Origin of the sequence: Pseudoalteromonas sp. TAE56 (genome assembly GCF_000497955.1) — a bacterium.
Lineage (GTDB): Bacteria > Pseudomonadota > Gammaproteobacteria > Enterobacterales > Alteromonadaceae > Pseudoalteromonas.
Map to the genome: position 1 here is coordinate 99396 of NZ_AUTN01000062.1, position 16751 is coordinate 116146.

At 39.1% G+C, this 16751-nt stretch carries 18 protein-coding genes; 6 read left to right on the forward strand and 12 right to left on the reverse strand.

Features of this window, described 5'->3' with window-relative positions:
- Nucleotides 1-24 precede the first annotated feature (24 nt).
- The 10 genes from L656_RS0104095 to L656_RS0104140 all read right to left on the reverse strand — a co-directional run bounded on the left by L656_RS0104095 (nucleotide 25) and on the right by L656_RS0104140 (nucleotide 9610).
- Complete coding sequence (locus L656_RS0104095) at nucleotides 25-1056, reverse strand: FAD:protein FMN transferase (RefSeq protein ID WP_024596561.1); 1032 nt, start codon at nucleotides 1054-1056, stop codon at nucleotides 25-27.
- A 109-nt stretch (nucleotides 1057-1165) separates the two neighbouring features.
- A complete protein-coding gene (gene nqrF / locus L656_RS0104100; protein WP_002958895.1) occupies nucleotides 1166-2395 on the reverse strand; it encodes an NADH:ubiquinone reductase (Na(+)-transporting) subunit F in 1230 nt (409 codons plus the stop codon).
- An 18-nt stretch (nucleotides 2396-2413) separates the two neighbouring features.
- On the reverse strand, nucleotides 2414-3022 hold the full coding sequence (gene nqrE, locus L656_RS0104105; protein ID WP_002958896.1) for an NADH:ubiquinone reductase (Na(+)-transporting) subunit E: 609 nt from the start codon (nucleotides 3020-3022) through the stop codon (nucleotides 2414-2416).
- Between the two features lie 10 nt (nucleotides 3023-3032).
- On the reverse strand, nucleotides 3033-3665 hold the full coding sequence (locus L656_RS0104110; RefSeq protein ID WP_002958897.1) for an NADH:ubiquinone reductase (Na(+)-transporting) subunit D: 633 nt from the start codon (nucleotides 3663-3665) through the stop codon (nucleotides 3033-3035).
- The gene (locus L656_RS0104115; RefSeq protein ID WP_002958898.1) at nucleotides 3665-4417 is read right to left on the reverse strand and encodes a Na(+)-translocating NADH-quinone reductase subunit C; all 753 of its coding nucleotides are present in this window, start codon (nucleotides 4415-4417) and stop codon (nucleotides 3665-3667) included. The genes L656_RS0104110 and L656_RS0104115 overlap by 1 nt, the downstream gene beginning before the upstream one ends.
- Entirely contained in the window at nucleotides 4410-5612 is a 1203-nt protein-coding gene (locus tag L656_RS0104120; RefSeq protein ID WP_002958899.1) for an NADH:ubiquinone reductase (Na(+)-transporting) subunit B, read from the reverse strand. The genes L656_RS0104115 and L656_RS0104120 overlap by 8 nt, the downstream gene beginning before the upstream one ends.
- A 4-nt stretch (nucleotides 5613-5616) precedes the next feature.
- On the reverse strand, nucleotides 5617-6960 hold the full coding sequence (locus tag L656_RS0104125; RefSeq protein WP_024596562.1) for a Na(+)-translocating NADH-quinone reductase subunit A: 1344 nt from the start codon (nucleotides 6958-6960) through the stop codon (nucleotides 5617-5619).
- Nucleotides 6961-7323: 363 nt separating this feature from the next.
- Nucleotides 7324-8517, reverse strand: coding sequence for an enoyl-ACP reductase FabV (gene fabV / locus L656_RS0104130; protein WP_024598284.1), 1194 nt, complete (start codon nucleotides 8515-8517; stop codon nucleotides 7324-7326).
- 107 nt (nucleotides 8518-8624) lie between these two features.
- On the reverse strand, nucleotides 8625-8936 hold the full coding sequence (locus tag L656_RS0104135; RefSeq protein WP_024598285.1) for a BolA family protein: 312 nt from the start codon (nucleotides 8934-8936) through the stop codon (nucleotides 8625-8627).
- A gap of 62 nt (nucleotides 8937-8998) precedes the next feature.
- The gene (locus tag L656_RS0104140) at nucleotides 8999-9610 is read right to left on the reverse strand and encodes an alpha-ketoglutarate-dependent dioxygenase AlkB family protein (protein WP_024598286.1); all 612 of its coding nucleotides are present in this window, start codon (nucleotides 9608-9610) and stop codon (nucleotides 8999-9001) included.
- Between the two features lie 42 nt (nucleotides 9611-9652).
- Here L656_RS0104140 and L656_RS0104145 point away from each other — a divergent pair, with 42 nt between their 5' ends.
- From L656_RS0104145 to L656_RS0104160, 4 genes are read left to right on the forward strand one after another with little or no spacing between them, the layout of a single operon-like run.
- Complete coding sequence (locus tag L656_RS0104145; protein WP_024598287.1) at nucleotides 9653-10795, forward strand: methyltransferase; 1143 nt, start codon at nucleotides 9653-9655, stop codon at nucleotides 10793-10795.
- Nucleotides 10796-11356, forward strand: coding sequence for a YajG family lipoprotein (locus L656_RS0104150; protein ID WP_024598288.1), 561 nt, complete (start codon nucleotides 10796-10798; stop codon nucleotides 11354-11356).
- 2 nt (nucleotides 11357-11358) lie between these two features.
- Nucleotides 11359-11979, forward strand: coding sequence for a peptidylprolyl isomerase (locus L656_RS0104155; RefSeq protein ID WP_024598289.1), 621 nt, complete (start codon nucleotides 11359-11361; stop codon nucleotides 11977-11979).
- Nucleotides 11980-12028: 49 nt separating this feature from the next.
- Nucleotides 12029-13408 carry an AmpG family muropeptide MFS transporter gene (locus tag L656_RS0104160; protein ID WP_024598290.1) on the forward strand — a complete coding sequence of 460 codons (1380 nt, stop codon included), beginning with the start codon at nucleotides 12029-12031 and terminating at the stop codon, nucleotides 13406-13408.
- A gap of 68 nt (nucleotides 13409-13476) precedes the next feature.
- Here L656_RS0104160 and L656_RS0104165 read toward each other — a convergent pair whose 3' ends face one another.
- Nucleotides 13477-13716: a helix-turn-helix domain-containing protein gene (locus L656_RS0104165; RefSeq protein WP_024598291.1), complete on the reverse strand. Its 240-nt coding sequence runs from the start codon at nucleotides 13714-13716 to the stop codon at nucleotides 13477-13479.
- Between the two features lie 451 nt (nucleotides 13717-14167).
- Between L656_RS0104165 and L656_RS0104170 the strand changes: the two genes are divergently transcribed.
- Nucleotides 14168-14356, forward strand: coding sequence for a hypothetical protein (locus tag L656_RS0104170; RefSeq protein ID WP_024598292.1), 189 nt, complete (start codon nucleotides 14168-14170; stop codon nucleotides 14354-14356).
- Nucleotides 14357-14405: 49 nt separating this feature from the next.
- Here L656_RS0104170 and erpA read toward each other — a convergent pair whose 3' ends face one another.
- Nucleotides 14406-14744, reverse strand: a complete 339-nt coding sequence (gene erpA / locus L656_RS0104175; RefSeq protein WP_002958911.1) for an iron-sulfur cluster insertion protein ErpA — start codon at nucleotides 14742-14744, stop codon at nucleotides 14406-14408.
- A 322-nt stretch (nucleotides 14745-15066) separates the two neighbouring features.
- Between erpA and L656_RS0104180 the strand changes: the two genes are divergently transcribed.
- Nucleotides 15067-16749 carry a chloride channel protein gene (locus L656_RS0104180; RefSeq protein WP_007584866.1) on the forward strand — a complete coding sequence of 561 codons (1683 nt, stop codon included), beginning with the start codon at nucleotides 15067-15069 and terminating at the stop codon, nucleotides 16747-16749.
- Nucleotides 16750-16751: the final 2 nt, after the last annotated feature.

Here is a 16751-nt window from a genome sequence, read left to right on the forward strand (position 1 = left end):
GGAAATAAACAAGTCAGCACCATACTATAAATAAGGCTTAAATGCTGGGCTTGAGTAGGTAACTAAACCCTCTTTTGATTTACCTATTAAATAAACCGGTAAATCATGTTGTTCAGCATAAGCTTGCGCTTTTTGCATCCCCATTACAGTAAGTGCCGTCGCTAAACCATCTGCCGTCATAGCGCTTGGATGAAGCACAGTTACCGACACTAAGTCGTGCTTAATAGGCATACCTGTTGCTGGATCAATTAAGTGGGTATAGATCTCGCCATCCATTTTATAAAAAATACGGTAATCACCCGATGTCGCTATACCACTTGTACCTGGCGATAAGACACGGTGTACCTTACGCTCTCCAGGTTGCGCATCTGGTTGCTCAATCGCGATTTTCCAATCCTGATTATTTGGCTTTTCACCTGCTATACGCAGCTCACCACCAATCTCAACCATGTAATTAGTAATGTCGTGGCTTTCTAATAACTGGGCAACTTTATCAATACCATAGCCCTTAGCTGTTGCCGAAAAAGAAAGCTCCAGTCCATTAACTGTTTTAGCCAGTCCTTGCTCATTTAAGATAAGTTTATCAATGCCTATTTTTTCAACCATACTTGCAAGCTCTTCATCACTTGGGCGATTAGTTGGTTTTTTATCAGGCCCAAAGCCCCATAAATCAATTAAAGGCCCCATTGTTACGTCGAGTGTTTTAGTCGATTCACCCAAGCGAATAGACTCGCTTATAACAGCCCTAAAATCTTCGCTAATTGGCATGACTTGATTTGCAGGTAATCTGTTAAATGTATTTATTTCAGAGTCTTCTATGTAAGTAGACATAGATTGGTTCACATCTTTTAAAACAGCGTCTATTTGCAGCTGTAGTTGTGAAGCCGATAGCTGGGCTTGCTCATCATAATATTTAATATGATAAGTGGTACCCATAGTCTTACCTTCTAAAAAGGTTTCTTTTAACTCTGGCTTTTCACCACACCCAGACAATAATACAGTCAGTGTAATTAGTAAAAAGGCCATTATGCCCTGTGAAGTACTTACTCGATTCATAACAGCTCTACTTAATAGATTGATAAAATTAAAGAATAAAAAAAGCCTCGTAACACAAGTGCTACGAGGCTGGTATTTTAACCAAAACTAAACTGTTTTGGTATTAGTGTTAGCCACCGAAGTCATCTAGTAAGATATTTTCGTCTTCAACACCTAAATCTTTAAGCATAGTAATAACTGCCGCATTCATCATTGGAGGACCACACATGTAGTACTCACAATCTTCAGGCGCTTCGTGATCTTTAAGATAGTTCTCAAATAACACGTTATGGATAAAGCCAGTATAGCCTTCCCAGTTATCTTCAGGCTGTGGATCTGAAAGTGCTGTATGCCATACGAAGTTAGGATTTTCAGCGGCTAGGCCGTCAAAATCTTCTACGTAGAACATTTCACGCTCAGAACGTGCACCATACCAAAAACTCATCTTACGTTTAGAGTTCAAACGTTTAAGTTGGTCAAAGATATGAGAACGCATTGGCGCCATACCAGCACCACCACCAACAAATACCATTTCTGCGTCAGTGTCTTTAGCAAAGAACTCACCAAATGGGCCCGAAATAGTTACCTTGTCGCCTTCTTTAAGTGACCAAATGTACGAAGACATTTTACCACATGGCAAGCTAAGGTTTCTTGGAGGTGGAGCAGCAATACGCACGTTAAGCATAATGATGCCTTCTTCTTCTGGGTAGTTAGCCATTGAGTAAGCACGAATTGTTTCTTCGTCTACTTTTGACTCCAGATCGAAGAAACCAAAATGGTTCCAGTCGCCACGATACTCTTCAGGAACATCGAAATCTGCATATTTAACATGGTGAGGTGGAGCTTCGATTTGGATGTAACCACCCGCACGAAACGGCACTGACTCGCCATCTGGAATTTGCAGCTTAAGTTCTTTGATGAACGTTGCTTTGTTATCATTAGAGATAACTTCACAATCCCATTTCTTAACACCGAAAATTGACTCTTCAAGTTCAATTTCCATGTCATTTTTAACATTTACCTGACACGCTAAACGACAGCCTTCACGGGCTTCACCTTTAGATATGTGATCAAGCTCAGTTGGCAGAATATCACCACCACCTTCTTTAATGTGTACACGACACTGACCACAAGAGCCACCGCCACCACAAGCAGATGATACAAATATACCTGACTCAGATAGTGCGCCTAAAAGCTTACTACCTGCTGATGTTTTAATGGCTTTATCTGGGTCGCCATTAATGCCGATGATAATATCGCCACTTGCAACTAACTGAGATTTAGCACCAATGATGACTAAAACCAGTAGTACAACGATAGCGATAAAAACACCAACGCCTAAGAAAATCTGATAATCCATGATTTATCCTCGCTACCTTTACAGTGAAATACCAGAGAATGACATAAAGCCAAGTCCCATTAAACCAACAGTGATGAAGGTAATACCTAAACCACGTAAGCCGTCAGGTACGTCTGAGTATTTCAGTTTCTCACGGATACCTGCAAGTAATGTAATTGCAAGTGCCCAACCAACACCAGCGCCAATACCATAAACAACAGACTCGCCGAAGTTATAGTTACGCTCAACCATGAATGATACCGCACCAAATATTGCACAGTTAACTGTGATAAGTGGTAAGAAGATACCTAACGCGTTGTATAGTGCAGGGAAAAACTTATCTAACGCCATTTCAAGAATTTGCACAAGTGCTGCAATAACACCAATGAAAGTTAAGAAACGTAAAAAGCTAAGATCTGCATCTGGGTAACCTAACCAAGTTAGTGAACCAGGTGCAAGTACCGCATGATAAACCAAGTTGTTTACAGGTACAGAAATACCCAATACAACTATAACCGCTATACCTAGGCCAATTGATGTAGTTACTTTTTTAGATACCGCTAAAAAAGTACACATGCCTAAGAAGAATGACAACGCTAAGTTCTCAATAAAAACGGCTTTTACAAATAAACTAATATAATGTTCCACTATTTGCCCCTTACGCTTTAGCTTCTACTTGGTCTTTCTTATAAGTACGCAGTACCCATATGAATAAACCAATGATGAAGAATGCACTCGGTGGTAAGATCAATAGACCCATAGGCTGATACCAACCGCCATCTTGTACTAATGGGATAATATCAACACCGAATAGTGAACCCTTACCAAATAGCTCACGAATGAAACCAACAGTAAGTAGTACTACAGAGTAACCTAAGCCGTTACCAATACCGTCAAGGAATGACATAAGTGGTGGCGACTTCATCGCGTATGCTTCAGCACGACCCATTACGATACAGTTAGTAATGATTAGACCAACGAATACAGAAAGCTCTTTTGCAGTAGCATAAGAAAATGCCTGTAATACTTGGTCAACAACGATTACCAATGATGCGATAATTGTCATTTGTACGATGATACGTACAGATGATGGGATCTGGTTACGAATAAGCGAGATAAAGAAGCTCGAAAACGCAGTTACAAGTGTCAATGCGATTGACATAATTAACGCATTTTTTAAGCTAGACGTTACCGCTAGCGCAGAACAAATACCAAGTACTTGTAGTGCGATTGGGTTGTTAGCTAAAACCGGACCGAATAGGACCGCCTTCATTTCTTTAGTATCAGCCATTATTTCAATGCTCCTTTACGTACTTTCGCAAGGAAAGGGCCAAAGCCATTTTCGCCAGTCCAAAAGTCAACTGCATGATCAACACCGTTAGACGTTAATGTAGCACCTGAAAGACCATCGATCTTATGCTCATCATTGCCCGCAGTACCTTTAACAATTTGAATTGGAAGTTCTTTACCTTCCCATGTAGCAGTCCACTGTGGATTTTGGATTTCGCCACCAAGACCTGGGGTTTCATTATGCTTGTAAAAGATAATGCCCTTAACTGTTTCACCATCGCTTTCAAGCGAGATAAAACCGTACATCAAGCCCCATAAGCCGTAGCCTTGGATAGGAAGAATGATTGCATCAACTGAGCCATCTTCTTTTTTAGAGATATACACCGGTGACTCTTTAGTCACACGTTGAATACCAGCAATATCTTTAACGCCTTTCTCTTGAAGAGAAACACTTAGCGCTGCATCATATTTGCTTTTTTCAAAGTCAAAGATTGTTGGGTCTGTATCTACAAACTCACCTGTAGTCATGTTTACAACGCGCGCTTCGATTTTTGCATCAAATGTTTCAAGAACATTTTCAACTTTGTCGATGCCCGCAGCAGCTAAGATATTGCTTTGAATATCTTTGTTTTTATTAGCTTGCTGTAAAGGACGAAGCTGTACAGAAGCAAACGATACAATGATTGCACACACTAAACATAGTGCTACAACAACTGATAACGTTTTGCCGATTGATTCGTTATTACTAGACATTACGTGCCAACCTCCGCTTAATATTAGCCTGCACTACAAAGTGATCGAACAGTGGAGCGAACAAGTTAGCAAATAAGATTGCTAGCATCATGCCTTCTGGGAAAGCAGGATTCACAACACGTATCATAACCACCATAAAGCCAATTAATAGACCATATGCTAATTTACCTTTGTCAGTAAATGCAGCTGATACAGGGTCAGTAGCCATAAAGAACATACCAAACGCAAAGCCACCAAGTACAAAATGCCAATACCAAGGCATTGCAAATACAGGGTTAGTTTCTGAGCCAACAGCATTTAATAAAAATGCAGTTGCTACCATACCTAGGAATACACCTAGTACAATGCGCCAAGAAGCGATACGAACGTAAATTAAGAACAAACCACCTACTAATAATGCAAGTGTAGATGTTTCACCTACAGAACCTTGAATGAAACCATAAAACGCATTCCACCATAATTCCATGTTTGCAAAGTCAAGTGTGCCAGCAAATGCTTGGCCTAGCATAGTTGCACCAGAGAAAGAATCTACTGCTGTCCATACTGTGTCACCTGAGATTTGAGCTGGGTATGCAAAGAATAAAAATGCACGACCGGCTAAAGCAGGGTTTAAGAAGTTACGGCCAGTACCACCAAAGATTTCTTTAGCGATTACCACACCAAACGTAATACCTAACGCAACTTGCCATAAAGGAATAGTTGCTGGCAAAATAAGTGCGAATAATACAGAAGTAACGAAGAAACCTTCGTTAATTTCATGCTTACGCACTGAAGCAAATATAACTTCCCAGAAACCACCTACTGCAAATGTTACAGCGTAGATAGGTAAGAAGAAACATGCTCCATAGAACATCTTAGCGCCCCAGCCTGCATCAGCGGTTAACTCGCCACCGAATAACTGGAACAAACCAACTTGCCACGTGTTTGCTAGTTCAAAACCTTGTGCTAAAGCACCAGCGGCCTGATGACCGATATTGAACATACCAAAAAACATAGCTGGGAACGTCGCCATCCACACTAAAATCATCATACGTTTTAGGTCGATGTTATCGCGTACGTGTGTCGCGCCTTTATTTACGTAGCCTGGTGTATAAAAAATAGTTGCAGCTGCTTCATACAGTGCATAAAACTTTTCATATTTACCACCGGCTTCAAAATTCGGCTCGATATCTTCTAGATATTTTTTTAAACCCATCTCTCTAGCCTTCCTTCTCGATCGTAGTTAAGCAATCGCGTAGGATAGAACCATACTCGTATTTGCCTGGACAAACGAAGGTACATAACGCTAAATCTTCTTCATCAAGTTCAAGCGCGCCCAATGAAATTGCACTGTCTAAATCACGTGCAATTAAGTCACGTAATAATAGAGTAGGCAAAATATCTAACGGCATTACGCGCTCGTAGCTACCAATTGGTACCATGGCACGTTTTGAACCACCTGTTGACGTTGTCATTTTAAATAAACGACTTGGTGCAAGGTGAGAAAGGAATGTACGCGTTACAGAGAATTTATCACTACCTGGTGCAATCCAGCCAAACAATTCTTTTTCGCGACCTTCAAGTAAAACAGATACTTGAACGTGGTAACGACCTAAGAATGCATGAACACCGTTTGAAATAGAACCCGATAGAACAGAACCAGAAATAACGCGGTTATCTCCGTCTTCTAACTCACCAGCCACTAAATCATCCAATGAAGCACCTAATTGTGTTTTCACTAAACGTGGGTTTTTAACGCGAGGACCTGCAAGCGAAATAACACGATTTGTGTAAATTTCACCAGTAAGGAATAAGTGACCATACGCAATAACGTCTTGGTAACCAATATGCCAAACTTGTTTGCTAACAGAAACTGCATCAAGATGATGGATATGAGTGCCAACGAGGCCAGCCGGATGCACACCACCAAACTCATGTACTTCTACTTGAGCTATAGATGAGCTAGGAACTTGGCTGCCTGCTTTTTTACACACAAATACTTTGCCATCGGTCAAACGCGAAACAACTGCAAGACCCGCTTCAAATGCTTGCGCATTTTCTGCAATAATTACTGCAGGATCTGCAGCTAATGGGTTTGTGTCGATTGCGGTCACAAAAATAGAACTAGGATTTGCATCCACAGCCGCTACTTTGCTGAATGGGCGAACACGAAGTGCTGTCCATTGACCAGACTGGATAAGTACTTCTTTGGCTTTTTCGCGCTCTAAGCTCGGAAGCTCGTCTGCTTTGAAAGAGTCAAAGGTGATTTGCTCACTGCCTGCTACTTCAATAACAACAGATTGCAGCACACGTTTAGCACCACGATTTATTTCTTTTACTGTACCAGAAGCTGGAGCAGTAAATAGGACGCCTGGGTTCTTTTTATCTTCAAAAAGTACCTGGCCTTTTTTGACTTGGTCATCCACACGAACATGCATGGTTGGACGCATACCGATAAACTCTTCGCCAAGCACAGCTACACGTTTGACAGCAGAACCGTCATGTATAACTTGCTGTGGCGCGCCCTCTAAGGGTAAATCCAGACCTTTTTTTATGTTGATCATACGCACTTGCATTACATTAAAGGAAAGAAACTGAAAAATCGTATCAACCACGTCGCCATTTGAGTTATTCCAAGTTATATCAAGGTACAAAAGAGCAGCTTGCTAGAGATATCAAACAAGCAACGTAGTAAAACTCATCACATATTGTCGAGATTTTAACATCATTTTAGATGACTATGCGAGTGTATTTATGAAAATTATACGACAGAAACACTTATTTAGTTTTGTTAAGTGAATTAAATAAAAATCAAGCTAGACCAAAGTGGTAGCCTAAGCAATTATCATTCCTGATTTCATCGTAAATTCAACAAATCGCATAATACAAAAAAAGCCGCGATAGCGGCTTTTTATATCTAAATTCTGTTAGTCAATCATATTAGCAATTGGCTTAACTGAATCTATGTCTTGATCGTAGTCAACACCGTCTATACCAAAACCAAATAAGCGTAAAAACTCATTATGGTAACCAACATAGTCTGTTAGCTCATCAATGCTGCTTGTATCAACACTATCCCATACAGCTTGAACGCGTGCTTGTACATCGTCTTCTAGCTCTTTATAGTTTTGGAATAAATGCCCACCGTCGTCAAAGCGAGGTGATTCACCATATAGGTTTTCACTAAATAATGCGTGAATTTGCTCAATGGTGCCTTCATATGTGCCATCTGCTTTCATAACTTTAAATAAAGCAGAAATATATAACGGCATAATAGGAATAGCAGAACTTGCTTGTGTCACTACTGCATTAAGTGATGAAACATACGCCTCACCATTTAAATCTTTTGTTGATTCTTTAATAGCAGCCGTTGCACGGTCTAAATCTTCTTTAGCTTTACCAATAGTAGCGTGTCCGTATATTGGCCATGTTAGTTCTTTACCAATATAAGTATAAGCAGTCGTTTTAAAGTTATCAGCAAGTACATCGGCTTCTTTTAAAGCGTCAATCCACATTTCCCAATCTTCACCACCCATTACTTTAATAGTGTTGTCGATATCGTCTTGGTTTGCTGCTTCTACCGTAATTTCATCAATTTCACGCTTTGATGTATTTAGGTTTTTAGTAGTAACGGCACTGCCAATTGGTTTAAGGGTAGAAGAAAACACTTCACCAGTGTTTGGATCAGTACGACGAGGCGATGCAAGGCTGTAAATAATGCAGTCTATTTTACCTAAATCGGCTTTGATAGTATCGATTGCTTTTTGCTTGATTTCGTTAGAAAACGCATCGCCATTAATATTTTTAGACCAAAGACCTGCTTCGTCTGCAGCTTCTTGAAAAGCAGCAGTATTGTACCAACCGGCAGAACCTGTTTTACGATCGGTACCTTCTTTTTCAAAGAAAATACCTAATGTTTTAGCACCACCACCAAACGCAGCAGTAATGCGCGATGCCAAGCCGTAGCCTGTTGATGCGCCAATAACTAATACATTTTTTGGTGCACTTTTTAATGCCCCTTGTTGTTTTACATAGTTAATTTGTTCTTGAACATGCTCTGCACAACCAGCTGGGTGTGCGTTTGTGCAGATAAATCCACGAATTTTAGGCTTAATGACCATTGATCATCCTATATCTTTTACAATAAAAATTAGCGCTAGTTTAAAGGCTAATACTAAAAACACTGATCTGATCAGTTAAACACTCATCAAATACTCTAAAACATTACTTAGCTAATTTTAGAGCCACCCATACAATTAGGTGAATCAGGCGCTTCGCCGCCCTGCTCTGTATACTCATCTGGTGTATATGTATGAATAGCGAGTGCATGAATATGATTTGCTAACTCATCTTTTAAAATTTCATTAATTTCGCGATGACGTTGTAATAAACGCTTACCCGCAAAACCTTCGCTAACAACTACTACTTTAAAGTGTGATTCAGTGCCAGCACTGTGCATATGACTTTCATTGATTACGTTTAAATGTTTACACGCAATGGCGTTGCTTATTTTTTCTTGGATCTGCTGCTGCATTGACATAAAAAGACCGTTTTAATTAGCTAATTTATACACTTACTATAACAATTTAACGCAGCGATTGGCTAACTAAATTGCTTTTGCTTAATGTGTTTAATAAATCGGTAAGTTAAACTTATTCGCGGATGCGCAAGTGTTGTTTGCTTGGGTATTGCATGTTGGTAGTCTCGTTGGCTATGCCCATTCATTATTAAGCAGCTGCCACTTTGTAATTTTAAGTCAGTTACTTTATTGCTTGCCTTGTGCTTTAACTTTAAAACCCTATCAGCTCCTAAAGATACACACACAATTGTTGGTTTATCACCAAGCTCTATTTCATCATCACTATGCCAACCCATCGTATCATTACCATCTCGGTAATAATTAACGAGCAATGAGTTCAGAGGCTGGCTTAAATGTGATTCTAAACGCTTTCTCATATTAAGTAATAATTCATCCCATGGTTCTACTATTTGCTTACTACTTGAATAGCCGTATTCAATATTTAAATCGCTCATGAAACATTGCAGTCGTGGAATAGGCCCCGTTTTGCCGTAAACGGTTACATCGGGTTGCTGCCAACGTAGGTTTTTTTGCAAATAATAAAATAGATCGAGGCTTTTTTGCGCACTAAGTGCCCTACTTTGATAAGAAAAGCCATTTGGTAACTGTTGGGGGTTGGCGTTTTGCCGTTGCATGTTAGAATTTACCTACATTAGATTACTGATCAACGAACCATTATGACGACGCAAGCCCAGCTAGGCGATAAAACCTTTACTCTTGAACGCTTTCCATTGGATCAAAAAAACCGCAGCTTACAAGCGTGGGATTCGGCAGATGAGTACCTTATCAATTATGTTAACGAACATCACCCTGATTGTCGCTCATTGCTTATTTTAAACGATAGCTTTGGTGCACTTGCTTGTTATTTTAATAAGTTAACGGTTTGTTCAGTTAATGATTCTTATATTAGCCACCAAGCTGCGGCTTATAACTTACAAGAAAACAAGCTGCCTACAGCAGAGTTTACGCAAGTAGATAGTTTGTCGGCATTACCAGAGGATGTAGATTTAGTACTTATTAAAATCCCTCGTAATGTGGGTTTTTTACAGTTCCAATTAAGTGAACTTAGTGAAGTACTTGCACCTGGTACACCAGTAATTGCCGCAGGTAAAACAAAAGAAATTCATAATTCAACAATAAAATCATTTGAGCAATTTATTGGTGAAACAACAACAAGCCTAGCAGTTAAAAAATCACGTCTAATATTAAGCAATGCTAAAGGCGGATATAAAGCAGCAGACTTCCCTACAACATGGGAACTTGAAGGTACTGAGTTTAATATAACAAATCATGCAAATGTGTTTTCGCGTGATTCGTTAGATATTGGTGCGCGCTTCTTTTTTAACTACTTACCAGAAACACCAAAAGCTAAAAGCATTATTGATTTAGGCTGTGGTAACGGCGTTGTTGGATTAATGACGCTTGCTCGCTGCCCTAATGCATCAGTTACCTTTGTTGATGAGTCTTACATGGCTGTGGAGTCGGCTCGGTTAAATGTAGAGATTAACCTAGGCGATAAGTTTGATAACTGTGAGTTCATCGAAAACGACTGTTTAACAGGCTTTGAAAGAGACAGTGTGGATATGGTGCTATGTAATCCTCCATTTCACCAAGCTCAAGCTGTTACCGATCACATTGCTTGGCAGATGTTCAAGCAAGCAAAAGATACTTTAAAAGAAGGCGGCGAACTGCGCATTATTGGTAATCGTCATTTAGATTATCATGATAAATTGAACCGCATGTTCGGAAACTGTAAGTTGTTAGGGTCAAACAAAAAGTTTGTCGTTCTAAGTGCAACTAAAAATAGTGGAATGCTATAAATGAAATTAACAAACATTATACTTGGGTGTTGTGTATTACTAATACTTGGTGGCTGTGCAAATCAGCCTAGCCAAGTAATACTTAACCCTGTTTATAAAAGCGGCCAAATAAGCTCTATAAATAGTAGCTTAAGTACTAGTGTAATTGATTTACGTGGCGATTCATCAACACTTAAACTTATAGGGTCAGACAAAACTAAAACCTTTGCAAGCCAAGGTATTACTAGCTCTATTAAAAGTGTTTTAGATAGTGCACTTAGCCGCAATGGCGCCAGTATTTCTAATTTGGCAAGTGTACGCTTTGAAGTAGATATTCATGCACTACAAGCGGTAGTAACCGAAAAACTAGTGAGCCATACCAGTGAAGCCCATATAGAACTTGGCGTGCGAGTTATTCGCTCCTCAAGTAACTTTAGTAAAGTGTATAGAGGTAGTGCTAATTTAGAAGGGCCATTTAGTCACGAGCGAGCAAAAATAGAAGGTCAGCTCAATAAGTTGACTGAGCAAATTATTACCCGCATTGTATCTGACCCTGAATTAATAGAATTTTTAGAAGGTTAACTATGAAACGACTTTTTTTAATCTGCTTAGGCCTATTCTTTAGTGTAAGTAGCTTAGCAGCCCAAGAAGGCCGCTTTGTGCAAAAGGATAATATTTTTCCACGCGTCGAAATTGTAACGACTATGGGTAGTATAGTGGTTGAACTTGATCGTTCAAGAGCACCCATCACAGTCAATAACTTTTTAACTTACGTGTCAGATAAAAGCTATCAAGGTAGTGTTTTTCACCGTATTGAACGTGATGTAGAAAACGAGCGCGACTTTGTTATTCAAGGTGGTGGCTACGATAAAGATTACGACGGCCTACACGAAAATGACCCTATTTTTAATGAAAGCGGTAACGGTATGAAAAACGATATGTATAGCATTGCTATGGCGTATCAGGACCGTGAGCCTCACTCTGGTACTCGTCAGTTCTTTTTTAATATGGATAACAACGATCACTTAAACCCAGGTAAAGATTGGGGTTTTGCTGTTTTTGGTAATGTGATGGAAGGCTACGAAACACTAGACAAAATTATGGCTGTAGAAACGGGCTTTAATGAAAAAATTGGTTACGATTTTGTACCTGTAAAACCAGTGGTTATTTTAAACATAAAAATGCTTGAGCAAGTCCCACTGTAATTTTTTAAGAGCAGCTTAGCTGCTCTGCATCTAAGCCAATGAAGGCCCTATGAGCAAATCACTCTCTATTAGCGAATATTTTTCTTACTTTAAAGACAAACGCTTAATCCATATTTTTATATTTGGTATGAGTAGCGGTTTTCCGTGGGTACTAATTGGCTCTGTTATGTCGGCTTGGCTAAAGGATGAAGGGCTAAGCCGCAGTATGATTGGCCTATTTGGCATTGTATTTGGCGCCTACAGTATCAACTTTTTATGGTCGCCACTCATTGACCGTACAAAACTCCCTGTTTTATATAAATGGCTAGGCCAACGCCGCAGTTGGATACTATTTTGCCAAAGCTTTATTTTTATTGGCACCCTGCTACTAGCTGGCCTTGATTTAAAAGCTAATCTGGCAATTGTTGCTGCAATTTGTTTATTAATCGCCATTGCTTCTGCGACACAAGACATTGCAATTGATGCATTTAGAATAGATACACTAAGCGAAAAAGAATCGCACAAAGCAACAGCAGCTGCAGCTATGGCAACGTCTGGTTGGTGGACAGGTTATGCGCTTTTAGGTGCCATTCCGTTTTATATGGCCGATATCCCCTCGCTCGACTGGCCACAAATTTATTACTTTTTAGCTGCTGTAATGCTGCTGCTAATGAGTGGAGCACTGTTTGCAAAAGAGCCTGAATCTAACCGCGAAGCAGTACATGCCGAACTTGAACGTGTGTACCTTGAAAAGCTCTCATCAGCAAAACAAACGCCACTTACCAAAACGATTGCCTGGCTTGCAGTAACCGTTATTGACCCCTTTAGAGCTTTTTTTACTAAAAACGGCGTTAAAACAGCATTGGCATTACTTGCGTTTATTTTCTTATTTAAGATAGGCGAAGCGTTTTTAGGGCGTATGTCGATTGTGTTTTATAAAGAAATTGGTTTTAGTAATAGCGACATAGCAACATTCTCAAAGGTAGGTACGGCGGTGCTTACAATCATATTTACCTTTGTTGGTAGTTTATTTAATCAAAAATATGGCATTGTTAGAGGTTTATTTATAAGTGGCATTGCAATGGCTGCTTCAAACTTAGCCTTTTCGTGGATCGCTTTAGTTGGCCCTGATTTAAGGCTATATGCCTTTGCTATTGTTATTGATGGGTTTACGCAAGCATGGTCGTTAGTGGCTATGGTCGCCTTTATATCGATGTTATGCGATAGAGCATTTAGTGCAACGCACTATGCATTACTGGCATCATTAGGAAATTTAGGACGAACGTTACTTTCGAGCTACAGTGGTGTCGTCATTGATGATTGGTTAATGGGGAATTGGTCGCTGTTTTTTGTTTTAACAGCCTTAATGGTTTTACCTTCACTGATATTTTTATATCTGATTAGGCATAAGTTGTATGAGCTTGAGAGAAATTATCATCAAAATATTTAATGCATCCCTGCATTAACATATTGCTTAGCACTATAAGTGCCCCTTAAGTGTACTAAGCAATTTTTGAGTTAATCTACTTTTAGCAAGCTAAGTGCTTCATGTGGATCAACTTCAAGAGCTGCACAATAACGAACAAACTCAATTACATCTAAACGGCGTTCTTGATTTTCAATCTTGCCGATAAACGAATGAGGCGTTCCAAGCACTTGTGCTAGGCTTCGCATTGTATGACCCTTTTCGTGGCGTTTACTTTTAAGCCATTTTGTTAGCTTTGCATTTTCTTCAGAAGAAACAGTTTTGCCCATCATTTTACATCTCCTACTAGATGATTTGACGTACCTATTAAAGCAGTAGTCTCTATCAATAGCTGTAGGCAAGTAAGTAGTCATACTTACATTCAATAGCAAGCTATTGCTTAACAAAGCATGTGTTGCTACTCACTCCACCAATATAGCTAAAAGCACTACGCTAATAATATGGTAAAGATTTATTTTTATTGAGAATGAAATTTTGCCCGTCTCATTCTTGGATACATTATATACTATTAACACTTTGGTTAAATAACTAATTACATACTCGGTACAAATATGAACACGAGTGAATATTTATAAACGCTGAATACTGACCTAAGTACTCAAAAAATATTAATAAATTATTTCTAGTTATAAAATATTTAAAGGAATATTTATAACAATTTTGTTCCAATTTATCGTCATATGTTTATGATTAAGCAATAATTAGCACCAAAAAGGCCGAATAATGTTCAGACTTCTTTTTTTATTACCTATCGTATTGTGCCTGAGTTGGTACTTTTTTTTGCACCATAACGGCGTACCAATTAAGCAAGGCAAAAAAGGCTTCATATACATTTTAGCGTTTTCTGCTTTTGTACTTGGCTTTTTTGTATTGATAATGCAAATAACCGAATACGCCCCAACCGATTTGTAGGCATTAAAAAAGCCGCAAAAGCGGCTTTATTCTATTTAGCATTTAGCTGTTAAACGCTAAAGCTTGCACCACAACCACAGGTTGTTGTTGCATTAGGATTAGATACAAAAAAGCGTGCGCCTTCTAATCCTTCTGTGTAATCAACTTCACCGTCAACCAAATATTGAATGCTCATTGGATCGATAACGAGTGTTACACCATTTTTTACAATTTCTAAATCGCCAGGATTCGCTTTTTCATCAAAAGTAAAACCATATTGAAAACCCGAACAACCACCACCTGTTACGTAAACACGCAGTTTTAAATCTGGATTTTCTTCTTCGTCGATTAACTGTTTAACGCGAACAGCAGCTGCATCGCTGAACTTAATTGGTAATTCTTCAGACATTTTAAAACCCTCAATATCGCAATGGCGTGATTATCTAATACCCGAGTGTTTTAATCAAGTATAGTAAAACAACTCTTTACTCTAAGTTATACCTATAAATTAGTAAAAAAGTGGTTAAACATTAGCTCACTAAAATAATACTTAAGCAAACTAAAAGCGACCCTTGTAAACTATAAATTCATTAAAAATTTTAGTTATAAAAAATAGGTCTTAATCTTTACTGCAAATTGTTAATATAAGTTACGAAAAATTCAAAATCACAAGGACTTAACTAAACTCTTTTGCTAAAATGCTGCTGAAAAATGCGGCGAGGAAATAATGCATGTGGCTTGAGCAACTCAGGCGTCGACTGGCAAAACCTAAAACATCTGTACAATTATGCTTATTAGGCGTAGTTGCCGGATTAATTGCTGCATTTTTTATTATTTTATTTCGCTTAACTATTTTGTTTTTTCAAAGCTTATTTTTGGAAACACCTGACGACTTTACTACCCTACCGACTCTTGAACGCGTTTTAATGCCATTAATAGCCGCATTTTTAATTGCGTGCTTTGCTGCATTTACTGGCTTTAAACATTACCGTTTAGGCATTCCTTTTGTTATTCATCGTATTAAACGCCATTACGGGCAAATGCCTTTATACAATACGGTTAATCAATTTGTTGGTGGCGCACTTGCACTCATTAGCGGTTTTTCGGTTGGCCGAGAAGGGCCTTCCGTTCATATGGGCGCAACAGGTGCGAGTATTTTAGCGGATAAACTACATTTACCGCATAACGCCATGCGTACTTTAAGTGGTTGCGGCGTTGCCGCAGGTATAGCGGCTTCATTTAATACCCCCCTTGCAGCTGTTATTTTTGTAATGGAAGTGGTACTTCGAGAATATAAAGTACACATATTTGTGCCAATCATGCTTGCTGCTGTTACTGGTGCATTAGCTACACAGTTTGTTTTTGGTGAAGGCTCTGAACTTGCACTCATTACAATAGCGCCATTAAGTGGTTGGCATTACCCTTATTTGATATTATGCGGTATGGCGCTGGGCGCTATAGCATTTAGCTTTAATCAAAACTTAATGCTAATTATTAAAACATTTAAACCTTTAAGTATGTTTCCTCGTTTACTAATTGCAGGGTGTATTGCCAGCTTGATAGCTTACGCGGTGCCTCATGCTATGGGTTCTGGTATGAGTGCGATTACTATCGCGGTTGAATCGCCTGATAACGTAAAGCTGCTTACTACCATTTTAATCGCTAAACTACTTGCCACATTGTTTGCTATTGGTTTGGGTATTCCCGGTGGTTTAATTGGTCCGGTAATTGGGCTTGGTGTATTAATTGGGACATTAATGGCCTTTTTTGCTCAATATATTAGCCCGGGTACTGATATTGCGGGTACGTATGGGGTTTTAGGTATGGCTGGATTATTAGCGGCTACACTGCATGCACCGCTTGCTGCATTAACAACAGTAATGGAGCTTACATCATCACCTGAAATAATCGTTCCTGCGATGATAGTTATAACCACTGCATATGTAACTGCATTACAATTTTTTGGAAATCGCTCCATATTTTTGCAGCAATTAGATTTTCAGGGATTGCCGTACCATGTATCTCCCGCTACTGAAGCATTACAAAAAGTGGGAATAATGGATGATATGGATGAAGACTTTAAATTGCTTTACTCAGACGATAAAGAGCAAATAAAAAATACGCTTGATGCCATGGATAGCCAAACACCCTTGATTGTTTTTGACGAAGAAAATGGCTATCGCCTCGCTGAATACGATTTAACGCTAATGTCTGATGAAGCAATAAATATAAATTACATTAGCTTGCAGGGCATCAGCAGCCAAGCCACCCTAGCCGATGCATTCGATATACTAAAAGATAAAAGAAGTGGCGCGCTTTACGTTTATAACCTTTTAGATAATCAACAAATTATGGGGCTATTACGCTGGGATCAAATTCATCATATTTTAACCATTCGTAACAGCTTACTTTAAGC

Coding starts and splice junctions, on each gene's coding strand:
- L656_RS0104095 (WP_024596561.1), bottom strand. CDS start 1,056: ATGAATCGAGTAAGTACTTCACAGGGCATAATGGCCTTTTTACTAATT.
- nqrF (WP_002958895.1), bottom strand. CDS start 2,395: ATGGATTATCAGATTTTCTTAGGCGTTGGTGTTTTTATCGCTATCGTT.
- L656_RS0104110 (WP_002958897.1), bottom strand. CDS start 3,665: ATGGCTGATACTAAAGAAATGAAGGCGGTCCTATTCGGTCCGGTTTTA.
- L656_RS0104115 (WP_002958898.1), bottom strand. CDS start 4,417: ATGTCTAGTAATAACGAATCAATCGGCAAAACGTTATCAGTTGTTGTA.
- L656_RS0104120 (WP_002958899.1), bottom strand. CDS start 5,612: ATGGGTTTAAAAAAATATCTAGAAGATATCGAGCCGAATTTTGAAGCC.
- L656_RS0104125 (WP_024596562.1), bottom strand. CDS start 6,960: ATGATCAACATAAAAAAAGGTCTGGATTTACCCTTAGAGGGCGCGCCA.
- fabV (WP_024598284.1), bottom strand. CDS start 8,517: ATGGTCATTAAGCCTAAAATTCGTGGATTTATCTGCACAAACGCACAC.
- L656_RS0104135 (WP_024598285.1), bottom strand. CDS start 8,936: ATGTCAATGCAGCAGCAGATCCAAGAAAAAATAAGCAACGCCATTGCG.
- L656_RS0104140 (WP_024598286.1), bottom strand. CDS start 9,610: ATGCAACGGCAAAACGCCAACCCCCAACAGTTACCAAATGGCTTTTCT.
- L656_RS0104145 (WP_024598287.1), top strand. CDS start 9,653: ATGACGACGCAAGCCCAGCTAGGCGATAAAACCTTTACTCTTGAACGC.
- L656_RS0104150 (WP_024598288.1), top strand. CDS start 10,796: ATGAAATTAACAAACATTATACTTGGGTGTTGTGTATTACTAATACTT.
- L656_RS0104155 (WP_024598289.1), top strand. CDS start 11,359: ATGAAACGACTTTTTTTAATCTGCTTAGGCCTATTCTTTAGTGTAAGT.
- L656_RS0104160 (WP_024598290.1), top strand. CDS start 12,029: ATGAGCAAATCACTCTCTATTAGCGAATATTTTTCTTACTTTAAAGAC.
- L656_RS0104165 (WP_024598291.1), bottom strand. CDS start 13,716: ATGATGGGCAAAACTGTTTCTTCTGAAGAAAATGCAAAGCTAACAAAA.
- L656_RS0104170 (WP_024598292.1), top strand. CDS start 14,168: ATGTTCAGACTTCTTTTTTTATTACCTATCGTATTGTGCCTGAGTTGG.
- erpA (WP_002958911.1), bottom strand. CDS start 14,744: ATGTCTGAAGAATTACCAATTAAGTTCAGCGATGCAGCTGCTGTTCGC.
- L656_RS0104180 (WP_007584866.1), top strand. CDS start 15,067: ATGTGGCTTGAGCAACTCAGGCGTCGACTGGCAAAACCTAAAACATCT.